The sequence below is a fragment of the Dokdonella sp. genome, from assembly GCF_036518555.1.
Taxonomy (GTDB): Bacteria; Pseudomonadota; Gammaproteobacteria; order Xanthomonadales; family Rhodanobacteraceae; genus Dokdonella_A.
The window spans coordinates 1-21,232 of sequence record NZ_DATDMY010000036.1 but is presented as its reverse complement, the minus strand read 5'-3'; the positions used below and the strand labels follow the sequence as shown (position 1 = coordinate 21,232).

Annotated in this window: 21 protein-coding genes; 1 reads left to right on the top strand and 20 read right to left on the bottom strand. The window is 67.7% G+C overall.

Annotated features, from left to right (window positions below; translation table 11 throughout):
- The 6 genes from VI238_RS02365 to VI238_RS02340 form a co-directional block, all read right to left on the bottom strand.
- Positions 1 to 1,147, bottom strand: a 1,147-nt coding sequence (locus VI238_RS02365; RefSeq protein ID WP_331648042.1) for a hypothetical protein, incomplete at its 3' end; no start/stop codon positions are given.
- A 3-nt stretch (positions 1,148 to 1,150) separates the two neighbouring features.
- Positions 1,151 to 2,035: a class I SAM-dependent methyltransferase gene (locus VI238_RS02360; protein ID WP_331648040.1), complete on the bottom strand. Its 885-nt coding sequence runs from the start codon at positions 2,033 to 2,035 to the stop codon at positions 1,151 to 1,153.
- Positions 2,032 to 3,237, bottom strand: coding sequence for an ABC transporter ATP-binding protein (locus VI238_RS02355; RefSeq protein WP_331648037.1), 1,206 nt, complete (start codon positions 3,235 to 3,237; stop codon positions 2,032 to 2,034). The genes VI238_RS02360 and VI238_RS02355 overlap by 4 nt, the downstream gene beginning before the upstream one ends.
- The gene (locus tag VI238_RS02350) at positions 3,234 to 4,010 is read right to left on the bottom strand and encodes an ABC transporter permease (RefSeq protein ID WP_331648034.1); all 777 of its coding nucleotides are present in this window, start codon (positions 4,008 to 4,010) and stop codon (positions 3,234 to 3,236) included. Before VI238_RS02350 ends, VI238_RS02355 begins: the two co-directional genes overlap by 4 nt.
- Positions 4,011 to 4,079: 69 nt before the next feature.
- On the bottom strand, positions 4,080 to 5,039 hold the full coding sequence (locus tag VI238_RS02345; RefSeq protein ID WP_331648032.1) for a peptidylprolyl isomerase: 960 nt from the start codon (positions 5,037 to 5,039) through the stop codon (positions 4,080 to 4,082).
- A 245-nt stretch (positions 5,040 to 5,284) separates the two neighbouring features.
- Positions 5,285 to 6,622, bottom strand: a complete 1,338-nt coding sequence (locus VI238_RS02340) for a hypothetical protein (protein ID WP_331648030.1) — start codon at positions 6,620 to 6,622, stop codon at positions 5,285 to 5,287.
- Between VI238_RS02340 and VI238_RS02335 the strand changes: the two genes are divergently transcribed.
- Positions 6,621 to 6,980, top strand: a complete 360-nt coding sequence (locus tag VI238_RS02335; RefSeq protein WP_331648028.1) for a hypothetical protein — start codon at positions 6,621 to 6,623, stop codon at positions 6,978 to 6,980. The genes VI238_RS02340 and VI238_RS02335 overlap by 2 nt on opposite strands.
- Here VI238_RS02335 and VI238_RS02330 read toward each other — a convergent pair.
- The 14 genes from VI238_RS02330 to VI238_RS02265 form a co-directional block, all read right to left on the bottom strand.
- The gene (locus VI238_RS02330; RefSeq protein WP_331648026.1) at positions 6,932 to 8,395 is read right to left on the bottom strand and encodes a hypothetical protein; all 1,464 of its coding nucleotides are present in this window, start codon (positions 8,393 to 8,395) and stop codon (positions 6,932 to 6,934) included. The two genes, VI238_RS02335 and VI238_RS02330, sit on opposite strands and share 49 nt — an antisense overlap.
- A gap of 175 nt (positions 8,396 to 8,570) precedes the next feature.
- Positions 8,571 to 8,984 (bottom strand): hypothetical protein, encoded by a 414-nt coding sequence (locus tag VI238_RS02325; protein WP_331648024.1) that lies wholly within the window; start codon positions 8,982 to 8,984, stop codon positions 8,571 to 8,573.
- On the bottom strand, positions 8,974 to 11,325 hold the full coding sequence (gspD, locus tag VI238_RS02320; RefSeq protein ID WP_331648022.1) for a type II secretion system secretin GspD: 2,352 nt from the start codon (positions 11,323 to 11,325) through the stop codon (positions 8,974 to 8,976). The genes VI238_RS02325 and gspD overlap by 11 nt, the downstream gene beginning before the upstream one ends.
- A gap of 13 nt (positions 11,326 to 11,338) precedes the next feature.
- Positions 11,339 to 12,079: a hypothetical protein gene (locus VI238_RS02315; protein WP_331648020.1), complete on the bottom strand. Its 741-nt coding sequence runs from the start codon at positions 12,077 to 12,079 to the stop codon at positions 11,339 to 11,341.
- Entirely contained in the window at positions 12,076 to 12,684 is a 609-nt protein-coding gene (gene gspM / locus VI238_RS02310; protein WP_331648018.1) for a type II secretion system protein GspM, read from the bottom strand. Before gspM ends, VI238_RS02315 begins: the two co-directional genes overlap by 4 nt.
- Entirely contained in the window at positions 12,681 to 14,075 is a 1,395-nt protein-coding gene (locus VI238_RS02305; protein ID WP_331648016.1) for a PilN domain-containing protein, read from the bottom strand. The genes gspM and VI238_RS02305 overlap by 4 nt, the downstream gene beginning before the upstream one ends.
- Before the next feature lie 4 nt (positions 14,076 to 14,079).
- A complete protein-coding gene (locus VI238_RS02300) occupies positions 14,080 to 15,003 on the bottom strand; it encodes a type II secretion system protein GspK (protein WP_331648014.1) in 924 nt (307 codons plus the stop codon).
- A gap of 2 nt (positions 15,004 to 15,005) precedes the next feature.
- The gene (locus VI238_RS02295; RefSeq protein WP_331648012.1) at positions 15,006 to 15,695 is read right to left on the bottom strand and encodes a prepilin-type N-terminal cleavage/methylation domain-containing protein; all 690 of its coding nucleotides are present in this window, start codon (positions 15,693 to 15,695) and stop codon (positions 15,006 to 15,008) included.
- Positions 15,692 to 16,231 (bottom strand): hypothetical protein, encoded by a 540-nt coding sequence (locus tag VI238_RS02290; protein ID WP_331648010.1) that lies wholly within the window; start codon positions 16,229 to 16,231, stop codon positions 15,692 to 15,694. Before VI238_RS02290 ends, VI238_RS02295 begins: the two co-directional genes overlap by 4 nt.
- 87 nt (positions 16,232 to 16,318) lie before the next feature.
- Entirely contained in the window at positions 16,319 to 16,789 is a 471-nt protein-coding gene (locus VI238_RS02285) for a GspH/FimT family pseudopilin (RefSeq protein WP_331648008.1), read from the bottom strand.
- 83 nt (positions 16,790 to 16,872) lie between these two features.
- Positions 16,873 to 17,295 carry a type II secretion system major pseudopilin GspG gene (gspG, locus tag VI238_RS02280; RefSeq protein WP_331648046.1) on the bottom strand — a complete coding sequence of 141 codons (423 nt, stop codon included), beginning with the start codon at positions 17,293 to 17,295 and terminating at the stop codon, positions 16,873 to 16,875.
- 52 nt (positions 17,296 to 17,347) lie between these two features.
- Complete coding sequence (gspF, locus tag VI238_RS02275; protein ID WP_331648006.1) at positions 17,348 to 18,565, bottom strand: type II secretion system inner membrane protein GspF; 1,218 nt, start codon at positions 18,563 to 18,565, stop codon at positions 17,348 to 17,350.
- A gap of 115 nt (positions 18,566 to 18,680) precedes the next feature.
- On the bottom strand, positions 18,681 to 20,420 hold the full coding sequence (gene gspE / locus VI238_RS02270) for a type II secretion system ATPase GspE (protein ID WP_414650015.1): 1,740 nt from the start codon (positions 20,418 to 20,420) through the stop codon (positions 18,681 to 18,683).
- Positions 20,421 to 20,484: 64 nt separating this feature from the next.
- Positions 20,485 to 21,232 (bottom strand): exosortase H-associated membrane protein (locus tag VI238_RS02265; protein WP_331648004.1); only part of this gene is annotated, 748 nt, incomplete at its 5' end.

The following is a 21,232-nucleotide window of genomic DNA, read 5'->3' as shown; positions in this document are numbered from 1 at the left end:
TGTCGCGATCGCGCGTGAACTCCGCACGATCCTCGGCCGACAGCTGGTAGAGCCACTGGCCCGCTTCCGAACGCGAGCTGCCGTAGGCGCCGTGATGCGTCGCCAGTACCGGCGCATCGCCGCGCAGGTGGTCGAGCCGGCTCAGGGTGAGCCCGCGCAGCGCGGCAGCTTCGATCGCATAGCGGGGCTGGCCGACCACCGCGGCGAGCGGGCGGCCGGCCGCGGCGAGATGCAGCTCGAACGGATCCTCGTCGACTTCCTCGCCTGCCCCGAGCGCGTTCTCGATGTTGCGGAAGAAGCGCGTGGTGGCTGCCGCGGCCGGGTTCGGGTCGAGGCCTTCGCGCGCATCCTCGAGCCGGCGCAGCGGCAGGCGATGGTCGTCGTCGAGCAGCACGGCGCGCGCTCCCGCCGAGAGCAGCAGCGCGAGATTCCAGCCGCGGCCGCCGCCGAAGCGGTTGCGTTCACCGTTGCCGACGAGCAGGCCGGGCAGGATCGTCGCCGCCTGCGGCACCGCGCGCGCGAACTTCTCGAGCAGGCGCTCGCGCTCGGCCGAACCGATGTAGGTGAGCTTGCAGCCGGTCGCGCGCGCGAATTCGCGCAGCAGGTCGCGGTGGCGATTGGCCGCGTCGCGCGACGACGAGTCGTCGACGAGCACGTAGTGGCGGTTCGCCCGATGGCGTCGTTCGTAGTCGGCGAGCGAGGCGAGCAGGTGCGCGACCTGGTCCGGACGATCGCAGGCGCGGATGAAGACCGCGCGCAACGGCGCTGGCTCGCGTGCCGACGCCTTCTCCGTGCGATCGAGGAACGCACGGTCGGAGACGAGCAGGCGGCGTTTGACGAGGCTGTCGAGCACGCGCACGACGTCGTCGCGCTGGGACGTGAGGCCGGGAACCGTCGCGAGGATGCGCGCGACGTGCTCGTCCAGCGTGCGGAACTCGCGCGCCTGGTCGAGCGCCTGCAGCACCTGGAAGGTCATCACGTGCGTTTCGCCGCTGCGCTTGACCTGGAAGATGCATTCGTTGTTCGACAACGACGCGACCACGCCGTCCTCGGATGCGTACAGCGGCGCCGCCGGATCGACGCGCGGCTGCGCCGGAACGCGCGCGGCCTGCGCGCCGTAATTGATCTGGAAGTTGAATTCGCTCATGACCTATCGCTTTCGTCGCCACCAGCGCGCGTCGCGCTGCGGCGTGGGAGTGCTTCGCAGGCGCTCGAGTTCGGCCTCGAGTTCGGCGATGCGCCCGCCGGCCTCGATGTTCTTGCGGATCTCGTGATTGTAATGCGCGTAGACCGATTCGCCGGCGTCGCCGAACAGCGACAGGCCGGGCAGCGCGGCGGGGAGCGCGCGCCGGCTGCATACCGCGACGAAGTAGAGCGGTGCGTAGTCGAGGCCGGCTTCGACCTGCTCCGCGCGCCCGTCCGCGGTGAGTGTCTCGCAACTCTCCGGCGGGCCGTCGTCGAGCGACCACAGCGCGGACTGGAACAGCAGTTTCTGTCCGTACAGCCGCACCTCGGGGAAATGCGGTCGCAGCAGCGCGAGCAATTCGTCGCGATACAACTCGCGCACGTGGAATTCGTTGCGGAATCCGGCCAACTCGCTGTAGGTGCGCTTGTCGGGCGACGAGATCACCAATACGCCGTCGTCGGCGAGGACACGCGCGAAGCCCTGCAGCAGCGCCTCCTGCGCCGCGAGGTGCTCCAGCGTCTCGAACGAGACGACGAGGTCGAATGCGCGGTCGCCGAACGGCAACGCGGTGGCGTCGGCCCGTTCGTAGCGCAGGCGCGGCCGCGCGCCGTAGCGCTGGCGCGCATGCGCGACGGCGGCCGCGTCGACATCGACGCCGACCACGTCCGCGGCGACCGATGCGAGCAGCGCCGAGCCATAACCCTCGCCGCACGCGGCATCGAGCACCCGCCGGCCGGCGGCGAACCGGCGCGCGAACGCGTAGCGATGCCAGTGCTCGTGCCAGATCTCGCGCACGCACTCCGGAGTGAAACGCTCGCCGGTGAACGGCAGTGCGGAGTCGTCGCTCACGGCGCCACCGTGTCGGAAGGATGGATCCAGCGGTGCGCGAGGCGCACGAGGCCGAACTCCCGCGTAGCGCCGCGAATCGTCAACGAACGCTCCATCGTGTCGAACACGCGTACGCCCTCGGGATCGAGCGGGTGGACGCGTACGGTATAGCTGCCGGGCAGCAGCGGCAATGCGTCGAATACGAGGCGGCACGAGAATTCGGTCGGCCCGACGCGCTCGGGGGCGCAACCGTCCATGTCGGTGCTGACGCCATACACGGGCGTTCCGTCCGCGCGCACCACGCCGACCGCGACGGCGGGCACGCGGCCTTCGCGCGAGCGGATCCGGCAGCGAACCTCGAGCGGCGATCCGCGGTCCTGCAGCAGGGGCTGCTCGCCCGGCTGGCCGTCGAGGCTCATATCGAGCACGCTGAACTCGACGTCGTGTCTCGCGGCATTCGACGACGATGCTTCGACCGGCGCGGATCGGCGCTCGTGCCAGGCGAGATAGGCCTGGGTCACGTCGAAGACGTCGCCCGCCATCGCGACTTCACCGTCGCGCAGCCAGCACGCGTGTCGACACAATTTCTGGATGTGGTACATGCTGTGCGAGACGAGGATCAGCGTACCGCCGCCGTCCAGGTAGTCCTGCATCCATCGGACGCACTTCTTCTGGAAGGATTCGTCGCCGACGGCGAGCACTTCGTCCGTCACGAGCAGGTCGGGTTTGAGCGATGCGATGACGGCGAAGCCGAGGCGCACGACCATGCCCGACGAGTAGTGCTTGACCGGCTCGTCGATGTAGTCGCCGATGTCGGCGAACGCGATGATCTCGGGCAGTCGCCGGCGCAATTCGGCGCCGTCGAGCCCGTGCAGGGCTGCGGCCATCGCGACGTTGTCGCGCCCGCTGTACTCGGGGTGGAATCCGGCGCCGAGCTCGAGCAGTGCGCCGACGTGGCCGCGTACCTGCACCGATCCGCTGCTCGGGGTCAGCACGCCCGTGATGAGCTTGAGCAGCGTCGATTTGCCCGCGCCATTGGCGCCGATGAGCCCGAGTGATTCGCCGCGCCGCACGTCGAGATCGACGCCACGCAGGACGCTGACCCGCTCGGCATCGGAGCGCGAGAACAGCAGGCGCCCGAGCGCACGCAGGCGATCGCTGCTGCGGTGCACTTTAGGGTAGGCCTTGCCGAGGCCTCGCGCTTCGACCAGCAGGTCGCTCACAGGAAGTCCTCGAAGTGGGGATCGAGGCGCCGGAACAGCCAGCGGCCGAACACCAATGCGGCCAGCGCCACGGCGACGGCGATGCCGAGGCGCATTCCATCCAGCGTCCCGTGACCGAGCAGCAGGGCGCGGAACGCGTCCGCGTAGGCCGTGAACGGGTTGAGGTCGAGCAGGCCTTGCACGCGGACCGGCAATGAGGCGCGGTCGTAGAAGATCGGCGCGCCGAACATGAGCAGCGGCAGGATCTGGCCGAGCAACTGCACGAGATCGCGCACGAACACCTGGATGGCGGCGCAGGCGAACGCGATGCCGAGCGCGAGGGCGAACAACGGGACGTACAGCGCAAGTGCAGGCGCAAGGCCCCACAGGCTCACCGCTTGCCCACTCGCGCGCAGCACGAGCAGGATCGCGCAGAAGCCGACGGCGTGCACCGCGAAGCTCGTGCCCGCAACGGCGACGACGAGCACTTCGCGCGGCAACGCGACCTTGCCGATCAATGCCGCATTGTCCTGGATCGCCGTCGTGGAGCGCAGGAGGGCTTCCGAGAATGCCGTCCATGGCCACAACGCAGTGACCAGGAACGGGACGTAGCCCGGCGCGTCGGCGCCGGGAATGCGCGCCTTGAACACGTGCACGAACACGAGGGCATACACCGCGAGCTGCAGCAGCGGTTGCAGCAATGCCCACAATGCGCCCGACAGGCTGCCTGCGAAGCGGTTCGCGAGCTCGCGGCGGGCGAAGCTCAGCGTCAGCGGTAGGAATGCGGCAGCCAAGCGGCACTCACGCCGGTATCGCGGCCGCGCCGTGCGGGCTTCGCCGCGCCAACGATCGCTGCGGGCCGCTCACGGCTTGGATGCCGTGCGGCCGTCCTTCGCCTTGGCGGCCGGGCCCGTCGCAGCGGCTGCCGGGGCTTCGAGTGGCGTTTCGATCTTGTAGCGCGTGCGCAGCGAGGCGACGCGACCTGCGTCGGCATCGAGCGGGTTGTTGCGCAGGACGTCGAGGTGGGTGCGCACGCTCTTCTCGATGAATTCGCTCTTGAGGGTCGCAATGACATCGTCGCGCACCTTCTCGAACGGCTGCGGCTGCGCGGGCTTGCGCTCGACCAGCTGCAGCAGGTGATACCCGAACGGGGTCTTGATGAGCGGCGATAGATCGCCCGGCTTCTGCAATGCGAGCGCCGCTTCGTGGAACGTCTCGTCGTAGGCCTTGCTGTCGGCGTTGTGCACGAGCCCGTGGTCACGTGACTTTCCAGGGTCGTCGGAATACTTCTCGACGAGCGCGTCGAACGCGGCCGGGTCGGCCTTCACTTCGGCCGCGGCCTTCTCCGCGAGCGCCTTCGCTTCGTCGTCGCTGCGTATCCCGGTCGACACGAGGATCTGCTTCACGTCGAACACGCCACCGGTCGCGTACTTCTCCGGGTGCGCGATGAACTCCTCCTGCGCGAGCTCGCTGAAATCGGGAATCACGAGCTCGCGGCGGAGCCGCGCCGTCTCGGCCTTCGCGAGCACCGCGTCGGTGACGCCGCCCTTCGCGGCGAGCACGTCGGGATCCTTGTCGAGCCCGTGCTCGCGTGCTTCCGCCGCGAGCTGCCGTTGCAGCAGGAGGTTCATGATGAGCGACTGGATGCGCTGCGGGCTGTCGAAGAAATGCGAACGATCGGCCTCCGGCATCCGCTCGGCGAATGCATCGACATCACCGAACGTGACCTTCGCCCCGCCCTGGCTCGCAATGACGGCATCCGCATCGACGCGCGGCGCCGCGGCCAGTGCGAACGGGGGCGCCAGCTGCTGGGCCGCAACCATCAAACCAATGCAAGCGAAACGTCGCGCGAAATGCTTCATCGAAACTCCATGGGGTGGGCCATCGAACCGCGGCCGATGGGCAGTGGGTCGGTGGCGGCCGCCACGCCCTGCGCCTCAGACCGTCGCCTGCAGCGACGGTTCCGCCTGTCCGAATCCCGGATACGACAACGGAAGCGACAGACGCTTCCGTTGCACTCATCGAGCGCGGCGGGGCCTCTGGGCGCCCGCCGCACATGTACCGCCGATCAAGGCGTGTGGTTGCTCTGCACGGTGACCTTGCAGATGTTGCCGCTGCAGTCGCTGCTCGTCTGCGTGGGGTTCGTGGCCTTGATGTTGATGTAGTAGCTCTGGCCCGGCGTCAGGACGCAGCCATTGGTCTGCGTAGCCGTCGACAGCTTCCACTTGCCTGCGATCTGGCCGCCCTGAGTGCCGGTGGTCAGGCAGATCGAGGTGGTCGGCGAGAAATCGCCGCAGGTCGGACTGATCGCGACGGTCAGCGCCGGGCCCGGGTAGGTTTCGCCGTGCGTGATGATGCCGCTCGACGACGGATCGAGGCCGGCAGCCGGCACGTCGATCTTGGTCGCGATGTACTTGGTCTTGTCGAACGTCTTGAGGACTACGAACTCCTGGTAACCCGGGAACGGAATCATCGCGCCGCCCGGTGCATTGCGTCCCCAGATCGACGTGAACTGCGTGACGTCGGCCGCCGTGGTGCAGCTGCTGCCGAGGCCATAGCTGTAGCAGACGTCGGCAGTCGTCTGGCGACCCGCCGGGCAGCCGCCGGAATCCGGGTTCACCGTGAGCGCGAGCGGCGCGCTCGCGGTCGGCCCCTGCAGGTTCGAGCAGGTCAGACCGAGCGTGTAGGCACCAGCCACGGTTGCGGTGATCGTGCGCGGCGACGTCGTCGTGGTGACGTCGGTCCAGCCCGGAAGGTTCACCGACGATCCGCCGAGCGAAGCGCTGCCCGTGCACGAACTCGCGCCCGTGACGGACCAGCTCACCGAGAACGGTATGTTGATCGTCGCGGGATTCGCGGACGGCGTCAGCGCGAAATTGGTCGGTTGCGGCGGGAACTGCGCCCCGCTCGCGGATCCGCTGCCTTGGGCGTAGCCCGTCGAATTGGTGCAGGTGACGCTCATCGAGTAGGCGCCGGCGTTCGGCACGACGACGCCGTTGACCGGATGCGCGCCCGCGCATGCAGCGCCGCTGCACGCCTCGGTGCCGGTCGGCCAGTTCGTAAGCCCCGTGCTGCCGCCATAGACGCACTTCGTCGCGGCCGCGGACGCCGACCAGGTCACGTCGAACGGCGTGCCGGCGACGGGAGCGCTCGGTACACCGGTGATCTGCGCCTGGAAATCGGACGGGGCGGCGCCGCATCCGGCACCCGTCAGGGTAACTCCCGTCGCGGCGAGGTTGTTGCTGCCCTGCACGAGGTTCAAGCCCTGCGCATCGGTGACGACCGTGCAGTCGGTCTGCTGGGTCGTGGTCAGATTGATGGTCACCTGGGCGCCGGCCAGCGGCGCCATCGCGAACGAGGCAGCCACCAGCAGGTAGGCGAGGGAACGAGACGGATAGCGGGACATGGATGAATTCCGACGGCAAATGGGCGCGCATCGCATTCTAGAGCGTGCCCAGGCACAGTTCCATCAAACTGACGTTAAATGGATGAAATATTTGAAGTCGAGCCGCGACGACGAGCGCGCCAAGAGTGCACATTGCAGCGTACAGGCGATGCGGAAGAAGACACGCAGGAGGCAGCCACAGGGATCCATGCGCACGTCGCGCGCCGATCCGGAACAGCGCGGAGGCAGCACGGCCTACCCGGGCAGCGATCTCCAAAAAAAGAGGGGGCCTTTCGGCCCCCTCGGTATTGCTTTCGACAGCAGCCTCGATTACGAGCAGGCCAGACCGCCGTTGGTGCAAGCGCGGCTGGCGCGGTGACGGTAGACACCGCTGTAGTTCGCCAGCTTGCCCGGGGCCGCGTTCGCGTTGATCACGTTGATCGCCTCGAAGCCGGTGACCGGCAGGCCCGAGAGGACCGCACCGCTCGCCGCCGCACGCATCGAGTGACCGCCGTCGCCCGACGCGAGGTCGAGGCGCAGCCAGCCTGCGTCGCCGTACGGCGGGATGTTCGACACGAGGTGCGAACCGAACACGCCCGAGACTTCGCCCGCATTCGGGTCAGACGACGCGAGGAAGCTGATCGCGTTGACTTCCCACGGCAGCGAGGACGGATGACCCACGCTCGGCGGCGAGAAGTCGTCCGGCGTCGTGATCGTGCCTTCTTCCTGGTCGTACATGTTGATGCCGACTTCCATGTTCGACTGGCCATCGACCGTCTCGCCGAAGGTCTCGGCGAACGGCTGCACGACCGGACCACCCGAGAGGTAGTACGGATCGACGTAGAAGCGCTTGGTCGGGAACGTGAGGATCCAGTCCGTCGCGGCGCCGATGTTGGCGTTCGTCAGCCACTCGTTGTAGACCGCATCCGACTCGAACACGGCGCTGACCGCGTCGATCGAGTTCTGGTAGTCGAGCGTGAGCAGGACGCCGGAATCGAACACGTAGGCGACCGCGCCATTGGCGTAGATCGACGTCGCGCTGTTGGCCTGCTGCAGCGACGGGGTCAGACCCGACGAACCCGAGAACAGCACCTGCGAGCTGAAGCCGTCGACCGCATCGGCCGTGTAGGCGAAGAACGTGCCTTCGCCGACATTGACGATCGAGCCCGCGCCGAACAGGCCACCGGCCGGAGCCGTGAGGTACTGACCCGCGCTGTTGCCGATGGCGCTGGCCGTGCACGACGGCGTACCGCCGTTCGGCGTGCCGTCCTGCTCGTGCAGGGTCGCGTTGTCGAGCGGGCTGCCCGGGATGATCTCGCCCATTTCGATCAGCTCGACATAACCTTCACGCGTACGCGTGATGTCCGTCGGGCCACCGTCGGCCGGGAACACGCTGCCGCCGGCATAGGCGGACGAACGGAACGGCTCACCCGCCGCGCTGATCGGCGGATAGGTGCAGCTCTTGTCGGACGTGAACACGGCGGCGCCGCCGTCGTCGGACAGCTGGCTGACGCGCGCGGTCCAGACGTCGTTCGGCGACAGGTACAGGTTGAAGTCGAGCACTTCGCGGCTGTTGTAGCCTTCGAGGAAGCGCACCTTCACGGCCTTGCCGATGTCCGCGGTGTTGACCACGGAGAACAGGCTGTCCTGGTTCTTGTTGACCGTGTAGTACGGATAGATGAGAACCTGGCCAAGACCGTCCGGATTCAGGTCGACGGCATTCGCCAGGCCCGCGAAGCCAGCGACGCCGGCGATACCGGCGACGACAGCAGTCGTCAAGCTGTTTCTCTTCATCGCAACACTCCTAAATTTGACCACAGGGCTTTTTGCTTTACCGCCGACCCCGCTCCGATGGACAACGTGCCCATGAGGGCATGGGCAGGGTCAGGCAACAGCGCGGCCATGTTAAGACAAAGGAAAGGGTCGTGCAATCCCTCCGGCCGATGTCCGAACATACCCGCGAATTCAATTACTTAGGCAGGAAATACCAGTCGCCCTTGGAGTAGATCCACGTCTCCGATTGGGTGCTCGTGGATTCCATCGGCCGTCCACCCATGCCCGGCGCCGTGACGATGTAGGTGACGTCGATCTGCACCGTGCATCGCTCCGCCTCGCAGGTCTTCTCCTTGAATTTCGCGGCCTTCCATTGCACGGCGCGGTTGTTCATCGCGGCCGCGTACGCATCGCGGGTCTGCGTCGCGCGAAACCCCGGCGTCAGGTAGTCGTAGGCCTTCTCGGCCTCGTGCGCGATGAGGTGGTTCCAGCGTTCGACCGAACGGCGGTCGACGTTGTCCGGGTTCGCCTTGTCCGCGCATCCGGCGAGCGCGAGCACGGCCAATGTACCTGCGGCGAGCGCGCGGAAGTTCTGCAGCTTAGCGATCACGTTGCGGCTCCTTGTCGGCATCGTCGCGCGGCGCGGTCGCGTCCTGCGCGGGATAGGTTCTTGCGGGCTCCGGCGCGGGTTGCGGCGCGGTTTCGTCGTGCGTTGCACGCGTGCGCAACGGCGCGAGCGATTCGAACTGGCGGCTGTAGTCTTCCGTCATCTGCCGGGCTTCGTCGACGCTGCTGATCACGCGCGGCGTGATGAGCACGATCAACTCGGTGCGGTTCTTGCTCCTGTTCGTCGAACCGAACAGATCGCGGAGCACGGGAACCTTGCTCAGCAGCGGCACGCCCGATTTGCCATCGGACACGTCGTCGCGGATCAGGCCACCGAGCAGGATCGTCTGCCCGCTCTGCACCGCGACCTGCGTCTGGATCTGCCGCTGGTTGATCGGCGGGTTCGTCGCGCCGGACTGAATGGGCCCGGGATTGCTCACCTCCTGGCTGATGTCCAGGTAGACGAGACCGCCCGGATTCACGCGCGGCTTGACGTCGAGCGTGACGCCGGTATTGAGGTATTGCACGCTCGACAATCCGGCCGGCGCGGCGGTGCCGTTGGAATTCACGCCCGCGAGGCCGGTGTAGGAAATCTGCTGCACGGGAATCTGCTGGCCGACGCTCAGCTGCGCTTCCTGGTTGTTGCTGACGACGAGCGAGGGCGCCGACAGCGACTTCGCCTGGCCACTCGTTTCGAGTGCGCTCAGCTGGACCTGGAACTTGCTGTTGATGTACGACCAGAACGCCGTCGCCGGCGCGCAACTCGAACTGCTGCACGACGACGGCGGACCCACCGCGCCGACCGTGCTGCCATGCCGATTGTGTTCGTTCGGATACTGGTAGGGACCGCGCGGATTGTCGTAGACGCCGTTCGCCGACTGCAGGCTGCCGAGCCACCACTGCACGCCGTACTGCAGCGCACCGGTGAGCGAAACCTCGAGGATCCGCGCCTCGATCTGCACCTGCAGCGGGATCACGTCGAGCTTCTTGATCGCCGCCTCGATCTGGCTCCACTCGTTCGGTGTCGCCTGGATCATCAGCTGGTTGTTCTCCTCGATCGCGGAGATGCGGATGTCCGTGTCCTTGTTGCCGCCGCCGGCCGGAGTCGAAGTCGGCGTCGAAACCGGCGCCGCTTTTTCTTCCTTCGACTGCGGCCGCAGGGAATTCTGGTAGTTCATCGAGCTGCCACCGCGACCGCCGATGCCGCCGATCGTCACCGGACGCAGGCCTTGGCCGACGTTGCCCGACGTGCTGCTGCGATGCCCGCCCGACGTGCCGAGGAATATCTCGCTCAGATAGTCGGCGAGATCCGGTGCCTTGAGGTTCTTCACGTTGTAGACGTACAGCTGCACCGAATTCTCGGCGCCACCGCGATCGAGCCGGTACAGCCACTCTTCCGCCTGCTTGAGATATTCGGGCTGCGGCGTGATCACGATCATCGAGTTGGTCTGCTCGATCGGCATGAAGCGGAACATGCCCGCCATCGGCGACTCGCCCTTCGCGCCGAACAACGCGTCGAGGTCGGGCATGAGCTTGGCGACTTCGACGTGCTGCATCGCGAACACGCCGATCGACATGCCCTTCATCCAGTCGATGTCGAACGTGTCGATCGTGCGCTGGTAGTTGTCGAGCTCGGTGGGGTTGCCGGCGAGCACGAGCAGGCTGCGGTTGGGATCGATGCTGACGAACGCGTCGGGCTTCGCGTACGGCTTGAGCAGCTTCGCCATCTCGCTCGGCGACACGTACTTGAGCGGATAGATGCGCAGCGCGTAGCCCGGCTGCTGAGTCGCGCCGACGCGCGGCGTGAGCTTGCCCGCGATCGCGTCCTTCGCCTGCAGCACGGTGTAGCGGCCACCCTCTCGCACCATCGCGTTGCCGGTCCACGACAGCAGCATCTCGAGCACGGCCATCGCGTCTTCGCGACGGATCGGCTTCGAGGTCGAGTAGGTGACGTTGCCGCCGACGTTCGGCGCGATCGTGTAGTTCTCCTGCAACATGTCGCCGAGAATCGCCTTCACGACCGCCTGGATCGGCTGGTTCTCGAAATTGAACGTAACCTGCCCTTCTCCGCCGCCACCCCGGGCGGGTGCGGGCTGCGGTTTGTAGAACTGGGCGGTGCCCACCTCGATTTCGGGCTTCGGCGGCGCGCGTCCGGCGGTTGCATTCGGCGAGATCGAGATCCCACTGACGCCCTCATCGGCCGGCAGCGGATTGGCCGGCTTCAGGATCGTTTCGGCGGTCAATACATCGCCGCCGCTCTTGGCAGGCTTCGGCCCCGGCGTCGCGCAGCCGCCCAGCAGCGCGAGGCCGAGGCTCAGCAGGAGGATGGTCAGTCGGGATCGCACGTGGCTCACTCCATCACTTTTTCGGTGGCGCGGCATCGCCGCCCTTGCGCAGGCGTTCCGCATCTTCGCGCATCTGCTTGCGCCGTTCCTCGATGCGCCGCGCCAGGTCCTGGCTCGCGTCGCCCTTCGCGTCCGGCTTCGCGGCACCGGCGTTGCGCGGCGGCGCGCCGCCTGGCCGATTCGCCGCGGGCTTCGCGGCCGCTCCCGCACGCGGCGCACCGCCTTGGCCCTGGGTCGGCGCGAGCGCCGTCTCGAGCTCGACTTCGGTGGTCTCGTTCGCGGCGTTCCTGAACACCGCAGCGCGCGGCTTGACCTCGACCAGCGTCCAGCTCGCCTGCTCGCCTTCGAGCGGCATTCCGACCTTCAGTGCGACCGCTTGGTTCCGCGTCTTGTCCTGGAACATGGCGACGCGCACGTGGTTCGTTTCGTCGAGGATCACGCCCGTGAGCGCGATATTGAGCGGACTCGGCGGTTCGACCGCCTCCGCGCCCGCTCGCGCGTCGATCGGCGTCGGCTGGCGGTCCTCGTTGAACAAGGGATGCTGCTCCACCGCCGCGAACGCGCTCGCCGGCGGCATCTGCAACGTCTGCTTGTCGATGCCCGGCAGTGCCGCGTGCGCTTCGGTCGGTTCCGCGTCGGGCGCCCACGCGTATCCGCGGCCGAAACCGGCGTACTGCAGGACCGCGATCAACGCGAGCACGCCGCAAGTGGCAGCGAGCACGTGGGTGGTCAGGCGCGCGGCGCGGATGTTCATTTCGCCTTGCCCGGTTGGCGCAGGTATCCGTTCACGTTGAAGCGCACGTCGAGCGGAACCGGTGCGACCTTCGCGCCCGGCGGCGTGTAGGTCTGCTGCTTGTAGATCATGACCTGATCGATGAACAGGTACGGCTTGCCGTTCTCGAGGTCGTACAGGATCGCCGCGAGCGGCTCGAGGTCGCACTTGAGGCGCGCCTGCACCGTCACGCGCTTGTACAACTCCTCCTCGCCGCCGTTGTAGCTTTGCGTGCTCACGTTCTGGCAGCGGCTTTCGTCCTTGGCATGCTCGCTCATCGCGGCCTTCAGGCGCTGGATCAGCGCCGCCGATGCCGCGTTGACGTCGGTCTCCGAAAGGAACGCCTGGTTGCCCTGCTCGTACGCGCGCACCTCGGCGAGACGCTTCTCGATCTCCGGCTTCTCCGCGATCGTCTGCCGGAACCGCAGCTGCTGCTCGCGCAGGTCCTGCATGTCGCTCGAATACTGCAGGTGCGGCGCGACGAACCACCAGTGGATGCCGATCAGATAGACCAGCATCAGCACGATGAGGAGCAGCACGACGGCGAGGAAGCGTCCGTCCTTGGGCTGGAATCGACTCGGCGTCACTTCTTCTTCCCCGCTTCGCCCGCCGCATTCCTCGGCGCGCGCCCGTCGGGCGCCGCCGCCGCGGCGGCACCGTTCGCCGGCACTTCCTTGCGCGCGCCGGTCGGCGGCGCGACCGCCTTCTTCGGTTCCGCGCGCGCTCCATCGGCCGGCGGCCCGGCCGCCGGTGCCGGCTTGCCGGCCGCTCCTGCATCCGGCGTCGGCTTCGCCGCGCCCGCCGGCCTGGCCGGGGCCTTCGTTTCGGACGGTTTGGCCGGCGCCTTCGCTTCCGACTGCGGACTGCACTCCTTGAGATCCGCGTTGATCTGGAAGCGCTCCTTGCCCGTGCGCGCATCCGGCTGCACCTGGCCCTGGAAGCCGGGGTTGCCGAGGCAAGGCGACGCGCCGAGCAGCGCAATGAGCTTGGCCGCCTCGTTGGCCTGCCCCTGCAGCTGCACCTGCTTGTTCTCGATCTGCAGGCGCTCGAGATAGGTGTCTTCCGGCAGGCGGCGCGTGAGGTCGTCGAGCAATGCGACCGTCAGTGGCCCCTTGCGCTTCTTGTCGGTGAGGAAGTTCGCGCCACTGATCGAATCGGCCAGCGTCTTGCGCAGCGCCGCGACCTGCTTGGCCTCGTTGCCGGCCTTGTCCACCTCGCCCTGCATCGCTTCGAGCGCGGCGGCGCGGTTCGCCAGCGATTCGTCCATGTTGACGACGACCAGCACGAGCGCGAGCGCGGCGAGGCCGAGGTTGAGCGGCAGGCGCAGGTCGCGCCGGCGCGTGCGCTTCTCCGCCGGCAGCAGGTTCGTATGCCGGCGACCGGTGCCGGCAGCGCTGCTCCAGCTGTCCACCGCATCGAGTTGCGCCGCGACCGGCAACGCCGCGAGTTCGTGGTCGAGCTGGGCTCTCGGTATCAGCACGAGCTCGACCTGCACGTTGCGCCCGCTCGCGTCGTGGCCGAGCACGCGGCTGTCGAAATAGACCTGGTCGGCCTTGAACGGCGTCTGCCGGTCCATCTCGAACGACAGTACCTGGCGCAGGTTCTCGGTCGCTGCGGCAGGCAGGCTCAGGACGCGCGTGAGCACGCGCGACGCAGGAATGCAGAAGACCGTGCGCACCTGCGGATCCTCGATCGACCCGCGCAGGCGGCGGAACTCCGCGTCCTGCGCGTCGGCCGGCAGGTCGCGCCGGATGCGCGCGTACTCGACCGGTGCGTCGCCCTTCTCGCGCCAGACGACGAGCTCGTCGCCGTCGAGCGCGAGCAGCAGCGATTCGGACCGCTCGGACAGCAGCGCGCGCCAGCGCGCCGGCAGGCACGCGAGCAGTTCGCGCCCCCACCAGGCGAAGAAGCCCGGCAGCGGCGTCTTGGCAAGGCGTGTCCGCAGACGCGCCAGTTGTCTGTCGAGGGTCGGGTTCACGGCTTCAGGAAGTTTCCCCATCACGCCAGCGCAGGATCACGTACGGCCGGCCGGCCGGATTGATCCCGCCCATGCGGATGGTCGCATCCAGGGTCGTGCTTGCGCCATTGGGCAGCTTCGCACGGGACTCGACACTATACGTGAGCCCCCCGCCGCTCGCCACGCCGGAGAGGGTCACATCGCAGATCGTCTGCGGGGAGCCCACGTCCCCCGGCTGCATCGCCTGCTGCGCCTCGACGATCTGCCGGGCGCAGTCGGGCGTCATGCCGTCCTGGGCGAGGATGGCGTCGTAATTGGCGAAACCGATTTCCGGCGCGGTACGACCCGAGTAGATGGTCAGGGCGGGCTCGAGCTTCGTGTACAGCGCGTAGTTCATGCCGAGCACCTGCTGCAGTTCGGATATCGTGTCGAACGGCGCGTTGCGCGGACCATAGGACAGGCCGGCGGCCTTGTACTGGGCGATCTCGGCCCCGTTCAGGCGCGTGTCGTCGTCGGGGTCGACCCAGTCCGCGACGGCGTCGGCGAGCGCCTGCGCCTGCTCCAGCGCGACGCCGTGCGAGGTGAACAGGCGCACCAGCATCTGCGGATCGCCGTTGGAGATCGCGTTGAGGTCGATCTTGCCCGAATCATCGTGGATGCGGACCTCGATCTCGGCGTCCCCATAGGCGAACACGTACGGGCGGCCGTCGCCGATCCAGCGTTGCAGCGGATCGTTCTTGCGCAATTCGTAAACGGCGAGGTTGAGCCCCGCCTCGGCGGCATAGCGCGCCTGGGTCGTGTCGAACAGGTGGCGCGCCTGCAGGTTCTCGGTTCGCGCGATCATCGCGAAGCTGCCGAGCAGGATCGACAGCATCGCGACGACCCACAGTACGAGCAGGAACGCGATGCCACGCTCGCGCGCACGCGCATGTCGGATGTGGCGCCGCATGCTCATCCCTTCTGCACCGGCTTGAGGGCACCGTTCAGCCCGCCCGCGCGGAACGGCTGGCGCCGCGCGGAACCCGCATCGAGCATGAGCGGGATGTCCATCACCGGAAACTCGACTCGCGCCTCGGGGCGCATGCGCGCGACCACGCGCACCATCACCGGCGTCATGCCCGGATCCTCCCATTGGTCGGACCAGTCGGTCAGCTCGCCGTTTTCGTCGAGCGTGCGGAACTCGAAATGGCCTTCGTCGATCTGGTCGAGCAGCAGCGACGGCTCGTTGTCGGATTTGGCGTCGAGGTCGAAGCCGTTGAGCATGGCGTCGGTGAACACCAGCGCGCGCCCGTTGCGCCCGCCCTTGAACGCGAGCGTCTGCACGTACGGACCGCCCTTGGACAGGTAGCCCGGCATCGGCGCGACGAAGCGGATGAAATCGCGTCGCCCTTCGAAGATCAGGTTGGAGTTCGTGCTGTCGTCGCGTGCGAACGGCAACGGCATGATGCGGCTGATCTGGTGGCGCATGAATTCCTGCGCCACGCGCAGGCGATTGGTGCGATCGATCGCGCTTTCGCCCGAATGCATCGCGTGCACGGCGGTGCGGATCGCGCCGTAGCTGCCCGCGAGCAGCAACGCGAGCAGCATGATCGCGAGCATCACCTCGAGCAGGGTGAACCCGGCGGCCGTCGCGCGCTTCATCGCTTGCTTCCCGCGCGCGTGGTCATGCCGGACATGCCCTGCGCGCGATTCGGGTCGGGATTGACCGCGCGCAGCGTGCCGAAATGCGCCGTGCGCGGCGACGTACCGACGCGCCCGCCCCACGAGACGACGAGGTCGACCTGGTAGATGTCGAACGGCGAGATATCGATCGCGCCGCCGTTGCCGGCCTGCGCCGCGGACATCGTCGCGGGCGCCTGGCCGCGCGGCTGGCCCTGCGCGCCGCGCACGGGCGCCGCCTGTTGCGCCGGCGGCTCCACCGCGCTCGGATCGACCTGCTTGATGTCGAGGTCCCAGCTGTATACGTCGTCGAAGCGGCCGCTGCTGTGGCCTTCCTCGACCGGCTCGCCGACGCCGACGACGTCGAGCTTCGACTGCGCCCACAGCGCCGCCATCGTGTAGTCGGACGAGAGCCGCGTGTTGCGGATCGAAGCCGCGAGCACCGACATCAGTACGCCGATCGCGATCGCGAACACGAGGAACGCCGCGATCATCTCGATCAGGCTGAAGCCTCGCATGCGGGCGCGGGCGGGAAATTGTCTGCTTGCGCGAGTCATCGGATCAGTTCGGACCGCGCGGTCGCGACGGAGTTCGCGTGTGCGGCGTCATTCGGGTTTCTCGTCGAGCGCGATCTCGCCGGTGAGCCAGGCGACGTTGATGCGCCATTCGCGCTGGCCGAGCAACACCGAGATGTGGCCGCCGGTCGAGCTGCCATCGGGGAAGAAGCGGATGCCGCCGCTGTTCGCGCCGGTCTGCTCGGTATCCGCCGTGGTCAGCTGCAGGGTCATGTCCGCCGGGAGCTTCTTGGCCCCCTTGCCCGGCGCGGTGTACGAGTTCTCGTCGAGATCGAGCACGAGCGCCTGCGGCTTGCCCTTCACGATCGCCTGCCCGCGCGTGTAGCGCAGCGCCGCGACCAGGTCGCGGCTCGCTGCCCGCACCTTGGCCGCCTGCAGGCTCTTGGAAAAGCCGACCGAAACGATCGTCAGCGCGATCGCGAGCAACAGGATCACCGCCATCAGCTCGACGAGGGTGAAACCGCGCGCCCGCACGCGCGCGCCGCTTCGCCGATCGGCCATCGGGAATCGCGCACCGCGAACGACCGGGCACGCTGCCAAGGAGCGTGCGGTCGATTCCCGATGGCCGATTCCCGATTCCCGGTTCACTGCCAGTTGCCGTAGTCCGCGCTCGCGCCGTCGCCGCCCGCCTGGCCGTCCTTGCCGAGGAAGACGATGTCGAAGTCGCCGTGTTCGCCGGGCGCCTTGTACTGGTAAGCGTGGCCGAACGGGTCCTTGAGGTCCGACGCCTTCGCGTACGGCCCCTGCCAGTTCGGCGCATTGCCGGGCTTGGTGACGAGATCCTCGAGGCGCGACGGCGGCGAACCGTTGTCGAGCGCGTAGGAATCCACCGACCCCGCCAGCTTGCCGACCGCGGCCTTGCCCGCGCCCCACTTGCCCTTGTCGACGTTCTTGCCGACCTGGTTCACGACGATGCCGGCGACGATGCCGATCAGCACGATGACCGCGAGCATCTCGATCAGGCTGAAGCCGCGCGAACGCGAAATGGTCTTGCGATGCGATTGCATGTTCATGGTCGGTAAGGCCCTCTGTGGATGTTCGCGTTGGCGATTCGCGGCGTCACTGCACCGCGCCCGCGATGTTCATGATAGGCATGACGATCGCGAGCATGATCATTGCGACGATCACCGTCATGACGATCGTCGTCGCCGGCACGAGCGCCGCGAGCAGGCGGTCGAGCGTGTTCTTCACTTCGACGTCGAACGTGTCGGCGACCTTCATCAGCATCGCGTCGAGTTCGCCCGACTCCTCGCCGACGCTGATCATTTGCAGCGCGAGCTTCGGGAAACGCTTGGACTGCGCCAGCGCGTAGCCGAGGCCGCCGCCGGTCTTGACGTCTTCCGCGGCCGCGCCGACCGATTCCGCGAGCGCGGTGTTGGTCATCACGTTGCGCGCGACCGACAGGCCGGCGAGCAGCGGCACGCCGTTCTTGAGCAGGGTGCCGAGCGTGCGCGCGACGCGCGCGGTCTCGACCTTGCGCACGATGTCGCCGACGACGCGCATGCGGAGCAGGCGTTCGTCGATCTTCAGGCGCGCAGGCGGGTCGGCCATCTGCCGGCGCAGCCAGCCGGCGCCGAGCACGATCGCGACGAGGATCAGCCACCAGAAACTCTGCAGCGCCGAACCGACGCCGAGCACGATGCGCGTGATCAGCGGCATCTCGATGTTCATGTCCTCGAACATCGGCGCGAACTGCGGCACCACGTAGACGAGCAGCACCATCAACGACACGAGCACCATGCCGACGAGGAAGGCCGGGTAGATCATCGCGTTGACGACGCTGCTCTTCAGGTTGGCGCTGCGCTCGAGGTAGTCGGCCAGGCGCGCGAGCGTGTCGTCGAGCGAACCGCCCGCTTCGCCCGCGCGCACCATGTTCACGTACAGGCGCGAGAAGCTGCCATGCTCGGCCTCGAGCGCGTCCGACAGCGGCGTGCCGCCGCGCACCTGGTCGCGCACGCGCTCCAGCATGCGCTTGGCCTTCTCGCTTTCGGGCAGGTCGAGCAGGATCTGCAGCGCGCGGTCGAGCGGCTGGCCGGCTCCGAGCAGCGTCGCGAGCTGCTGCGTGAACTGCACGACCTGCGCCTCGCGCAGGGTCGCGCGCTTGAACAGCGCGGCGAACAGGCTCGCCGAATCGCCGCTGTCGGCCTCGCGCACCTCGAGCGGGATGTTGCCGGCATCCTGCAGCTTGCCGATGACGTCCTCGCGCGTGCCGAGCTCGAACTGTCCCTCGAGCGTCTCGCCGGACGGCGTGACGGCCTTGTAGTAGTAGAGAGTCATCGAGCCGGGGTCCGGGATGGGCGCCTGGGGAGTGGGAAACGCGGACGACGGGCCAACGGAAACGCGAGCCGCGCCGTCGCGAACCTCGAATGCCGAATCTCCGATCCAGGCTTCATCAGCCCTCCGACGAGGTCACGCGCAGCACTTCCTCGATCGTCGTCTGGCCGTGCAGCGACTTGACCAGGCCGTCCTCGAACATCGTGCGCATGCCTTCGCTGCGCGCCTGCTGCTCGATGTCGCCCATGCCGGCGTGCTGCATGATCTGGCGACGGATCGCATCGCTCATGACGAGGAATTCCATGATCGTCGTGCGGCCGAAGTAGCCGGTCGGATTGGCCGGCGAAGACCCCGGCTTGTACAGGCGGATCGGCCGTTCGTCGGTGAAGCGCTCGAGTTCGTACTCGCGCACGACCTCGGGCATCGCGTCGTACGGCTGCGCCGACGAGAGGTCCAGTCGGCGCACGAGTCGCTGGGCGAGGATGCCGTTCACGGTCGAGGTGAGCAGGTAGTCCTCGACGCCCATGTCGAGCATTCGCGTGATGCCGCCGGCGGCGTTGTTGGTGTGCAGCGTCGACAGCACGAGGTGGCCGGTCAGCGCGGACTGGATCGCGATGCGCGCGGTCTCGAGGTCGCGCATTTCGCCGATCATGATGATGTCCGGGTCCTGGCGCACGATCGAACGCAGCGCGTGCGAGAAGTCGAGGCCGATCTGCGGCTTGGCCTGGATCTGGTTGATGCCTTCGATCTGGTATTCGACCGGGTCCTCGACCGTGATGATCTTCACGTCGGGCGTGTTGAGCTTCGACAGCGCGGTGTACAGCGTGGTCGTCTTGCCCGAGCCGGTCGGGCCGGTGACGAGCATGATGCCGTGCGGCAGCTCGAGCACGTTGAGGAACTTCTGCAGGAACTGGTCGGTGAATCCGAGCGTGTGGAAGTCGAACACGACCGCTTCGCGATCGAGGATTCGCATGACCACCGACTCGCCGTGCGCGGTCGGCACGGTCGACACACGCAGGTCCAGCTCCTTGCCCTGCACGCGGATCATGATGCGGCCGTCCTGCGGCAGGCGGCGCTCGGCGATGTTCAGCTTGGCCATGATCTTGATGCGCGAGATCACCGCGGCGGTCGATGCCGCCGGCGGCGACTCGACTTCGTGCAGCACGCCGTCGATGCGATAGCGCACCTTGAGGCGGTTCTCGAACGGCTCGACGTGGATGTCCGACGCGCGCTGCTCGACCGCGCGCTGGATGACCAGGTTGACGAGGCGGATGACCGGCGCTTCCGACGCGAGGTCGCGCAGGTGCTCGATGTCGTCTTCGCTGCGCTGGTTCTCGTCGGTGAGGTTCTCGACGATCGTGCCCATCGCCGAGCGGCCCGAGCCGTAGTAGCGCTCGATGAGGTCGTCGATCTCGCTGCGCAGGCCGATGTTCAATCGGACGGCGCGACCGGTCGCGAGCTCGAGCGCCCGCACGGGGAACGGGTCGGCCGGATCGGCGACGAGCAGGGTGACGTCGCTTTCGGATTCGGCGATCGGGCAAACGTGGTGGTGCTTGAGGAAGCGCACCGACGTCTGCACGTTCGCGGGCGGCGCTTCCGGAAACTCCTTCGCCGACAGCAGCGGCAGCCGCAGCAGCTCGGACACGGCGTCGGCCATCTCGCGTTCGGACACGAGGCCGAGCCGCGTCAGCAGCGATACGAGGCTGCCCGCGGCGGGATCTTCCTCGTGCAGGCGCCGGCCGCGCGCGAGGTCGGTTTCCTTGAGGCGACCGCGGGCGACCAGGAACTGGCAGATGCGCTCGTCGAGGTTGACCTCGGCCGGCATGGCGGCATGTTCAATCGGTGCGACGGCGGCCATGGATTCCTGAACGCGAAAGTCGGACGGGGGCGGCATTGTTCCATATCCGGCGCCCTCGTCGTGATCAGCCGGGTGAGACGGGGCCATCGCCCTCGCCTTCGTGCCCTTTCTGACCCCGGTCGAGTCGCCGGGGTTCCCGACCCTGGCCGACGAGGCGTTCGATGAAATCGCGATTCAAGCCGATCCAGAGCGCCGCCGGGACGACCGCGGGCAGCACGAGCGTCGCAAACTGGTAGGCGATCGCGATCGCGTTCGCGTTCAGCCCGGCGCGGGCTACCGCCGCGGCGCCGCTCGCGCCCGCGTCGAAGGCGAGCGTCTTCAGGCTTTCGGCGACGATGCCGAATGCCTGGCCGAGCCAGATGACCGCGAGCGCGAGCGCGAACTGCAGCAGGCGCCGCGCCGTCGACAGCGGCGTCGCCATCGCGAGACCGCCGAACAACGGCAACGACCATGCGTAGACCATCGGATTGAGCGTCGGCTCGAGCACGCCGACGCCGCCCTGCACGTCCACCGTCACCCGCGTGGCGAGACTGACGAGGTAGCCCGCGCGGGCGACGACGTGGCCGCCCTCGTCGAGCAGTTCGCCGCCGAGGCGCACGCTTTCGAACAGGTCGCCCCAGTGGCCGAGCAGGACCGCCTTGGCGAGCCGCATCGCTGGCCAGACCCATAGCGGCGCTGCCCAGAACCAGATCACGAACGCGAGCGGCAACCACAGTGCCGCCTTGAGGCCGAATTCGCGGATCGGTGATAGGGCCGGGATTCGGGTTTCGGGATCGGGAGTTCGGGATGATGTCATGACCGTCTCGTTGCAG

What these genes read in the sequence shown, in the direction of transcription:
- VI238_RS02295 (WP_331648012.1), bottom strand. Translation starts at nt 15,695, where the DNA reads ATGAAGCGCGCGACGGCCGCCGGGTTCACCCTGCTCGAGGTGATGCTC.
- VI238_RS02335 (WP_331648028.1), top strand. Translation starts at nt 6,621, where the DNA reads ATGGATGAATTCCGACGGCAAATGGGCGCGCATCGCATTCTAGAGCGT.
- VI238_RS02285 (WP_331648008.1), bottom strand. Translation starts at nt 16,789, where the DNA reads ATGGCCGATCGGCGAAGCGGCGCGCGCGTGCGGGCGCGCGGTTTCACC.
- gspE (WP_414650015.1), bottom strand. Translation starts at nt 20,420, where the DNA reads ATGGCCGCCGTCGCACCGATTGAACATGCCGCCATGCCGGCCGAGGTC.
- VI238_RS02330 (WP_331648026.1), bottom strand. Translation starts at nt 8,395, where the DNA reads ATGAAGAGAAACAGCTTGACGACTGCTGTCGTCGCCGGTATCGCCGGC.
- VI238_RS02315 (WP_331648020.1), bottom strand. Translation starts at nt 12,079, where the DNA reads ATGAACATCCGCGCCGCGCGCCTGACCACCCACGTGCTCGCTGCCACT.
- VI238_RS02340 (WP_331648030.1), bottom strand. Translation starts at nt 6,622, where the DNA reads ATGTCCCGCTATCCGTCTCGTTCCCTCGCCTACCTGCTGGTGGCTGCC.
- gspG (WP_331648046.1), bottom strand. Translation starts at nt 17,295, where the DNA reads ATGCAATCGCATCGCAAGACCATTTCGCGTTCGCGCGGCTTCAGCCTG.
- gspF (WP_331648006.1), bottom strand. Translation starts at nt 18,565, where the DNA reads ATGACTCTCTACTACTACAAGGCCGTCACGCCGTCCGGCGAGACGCTC.
- VI238_RS02290 (WP_331648010.1), bottom strand. Translation starts at nt 16,231, where the DNA reads ATGCGAGGCTTCAGCCTGATCGAGATGATCGCGGCGTTCCTCGTGTTC.
- VI238_RS02345 (WP_331648032.1), bottom strand. Translation starts at nt 5,039, where the DNA reads ATGGTTGCGGCCCAGCAGCTGGCGCCCCCGTTCGCACTGGCCGCGGCG.
- VI238_RS02300 (WP_331648014.1), bottom strand. Translation starts at nt 15,003, where the DNA reads ATGCGGCGCCACATCCGACATGCGCGTGCGCGCGAGCGTGGCATCGCG.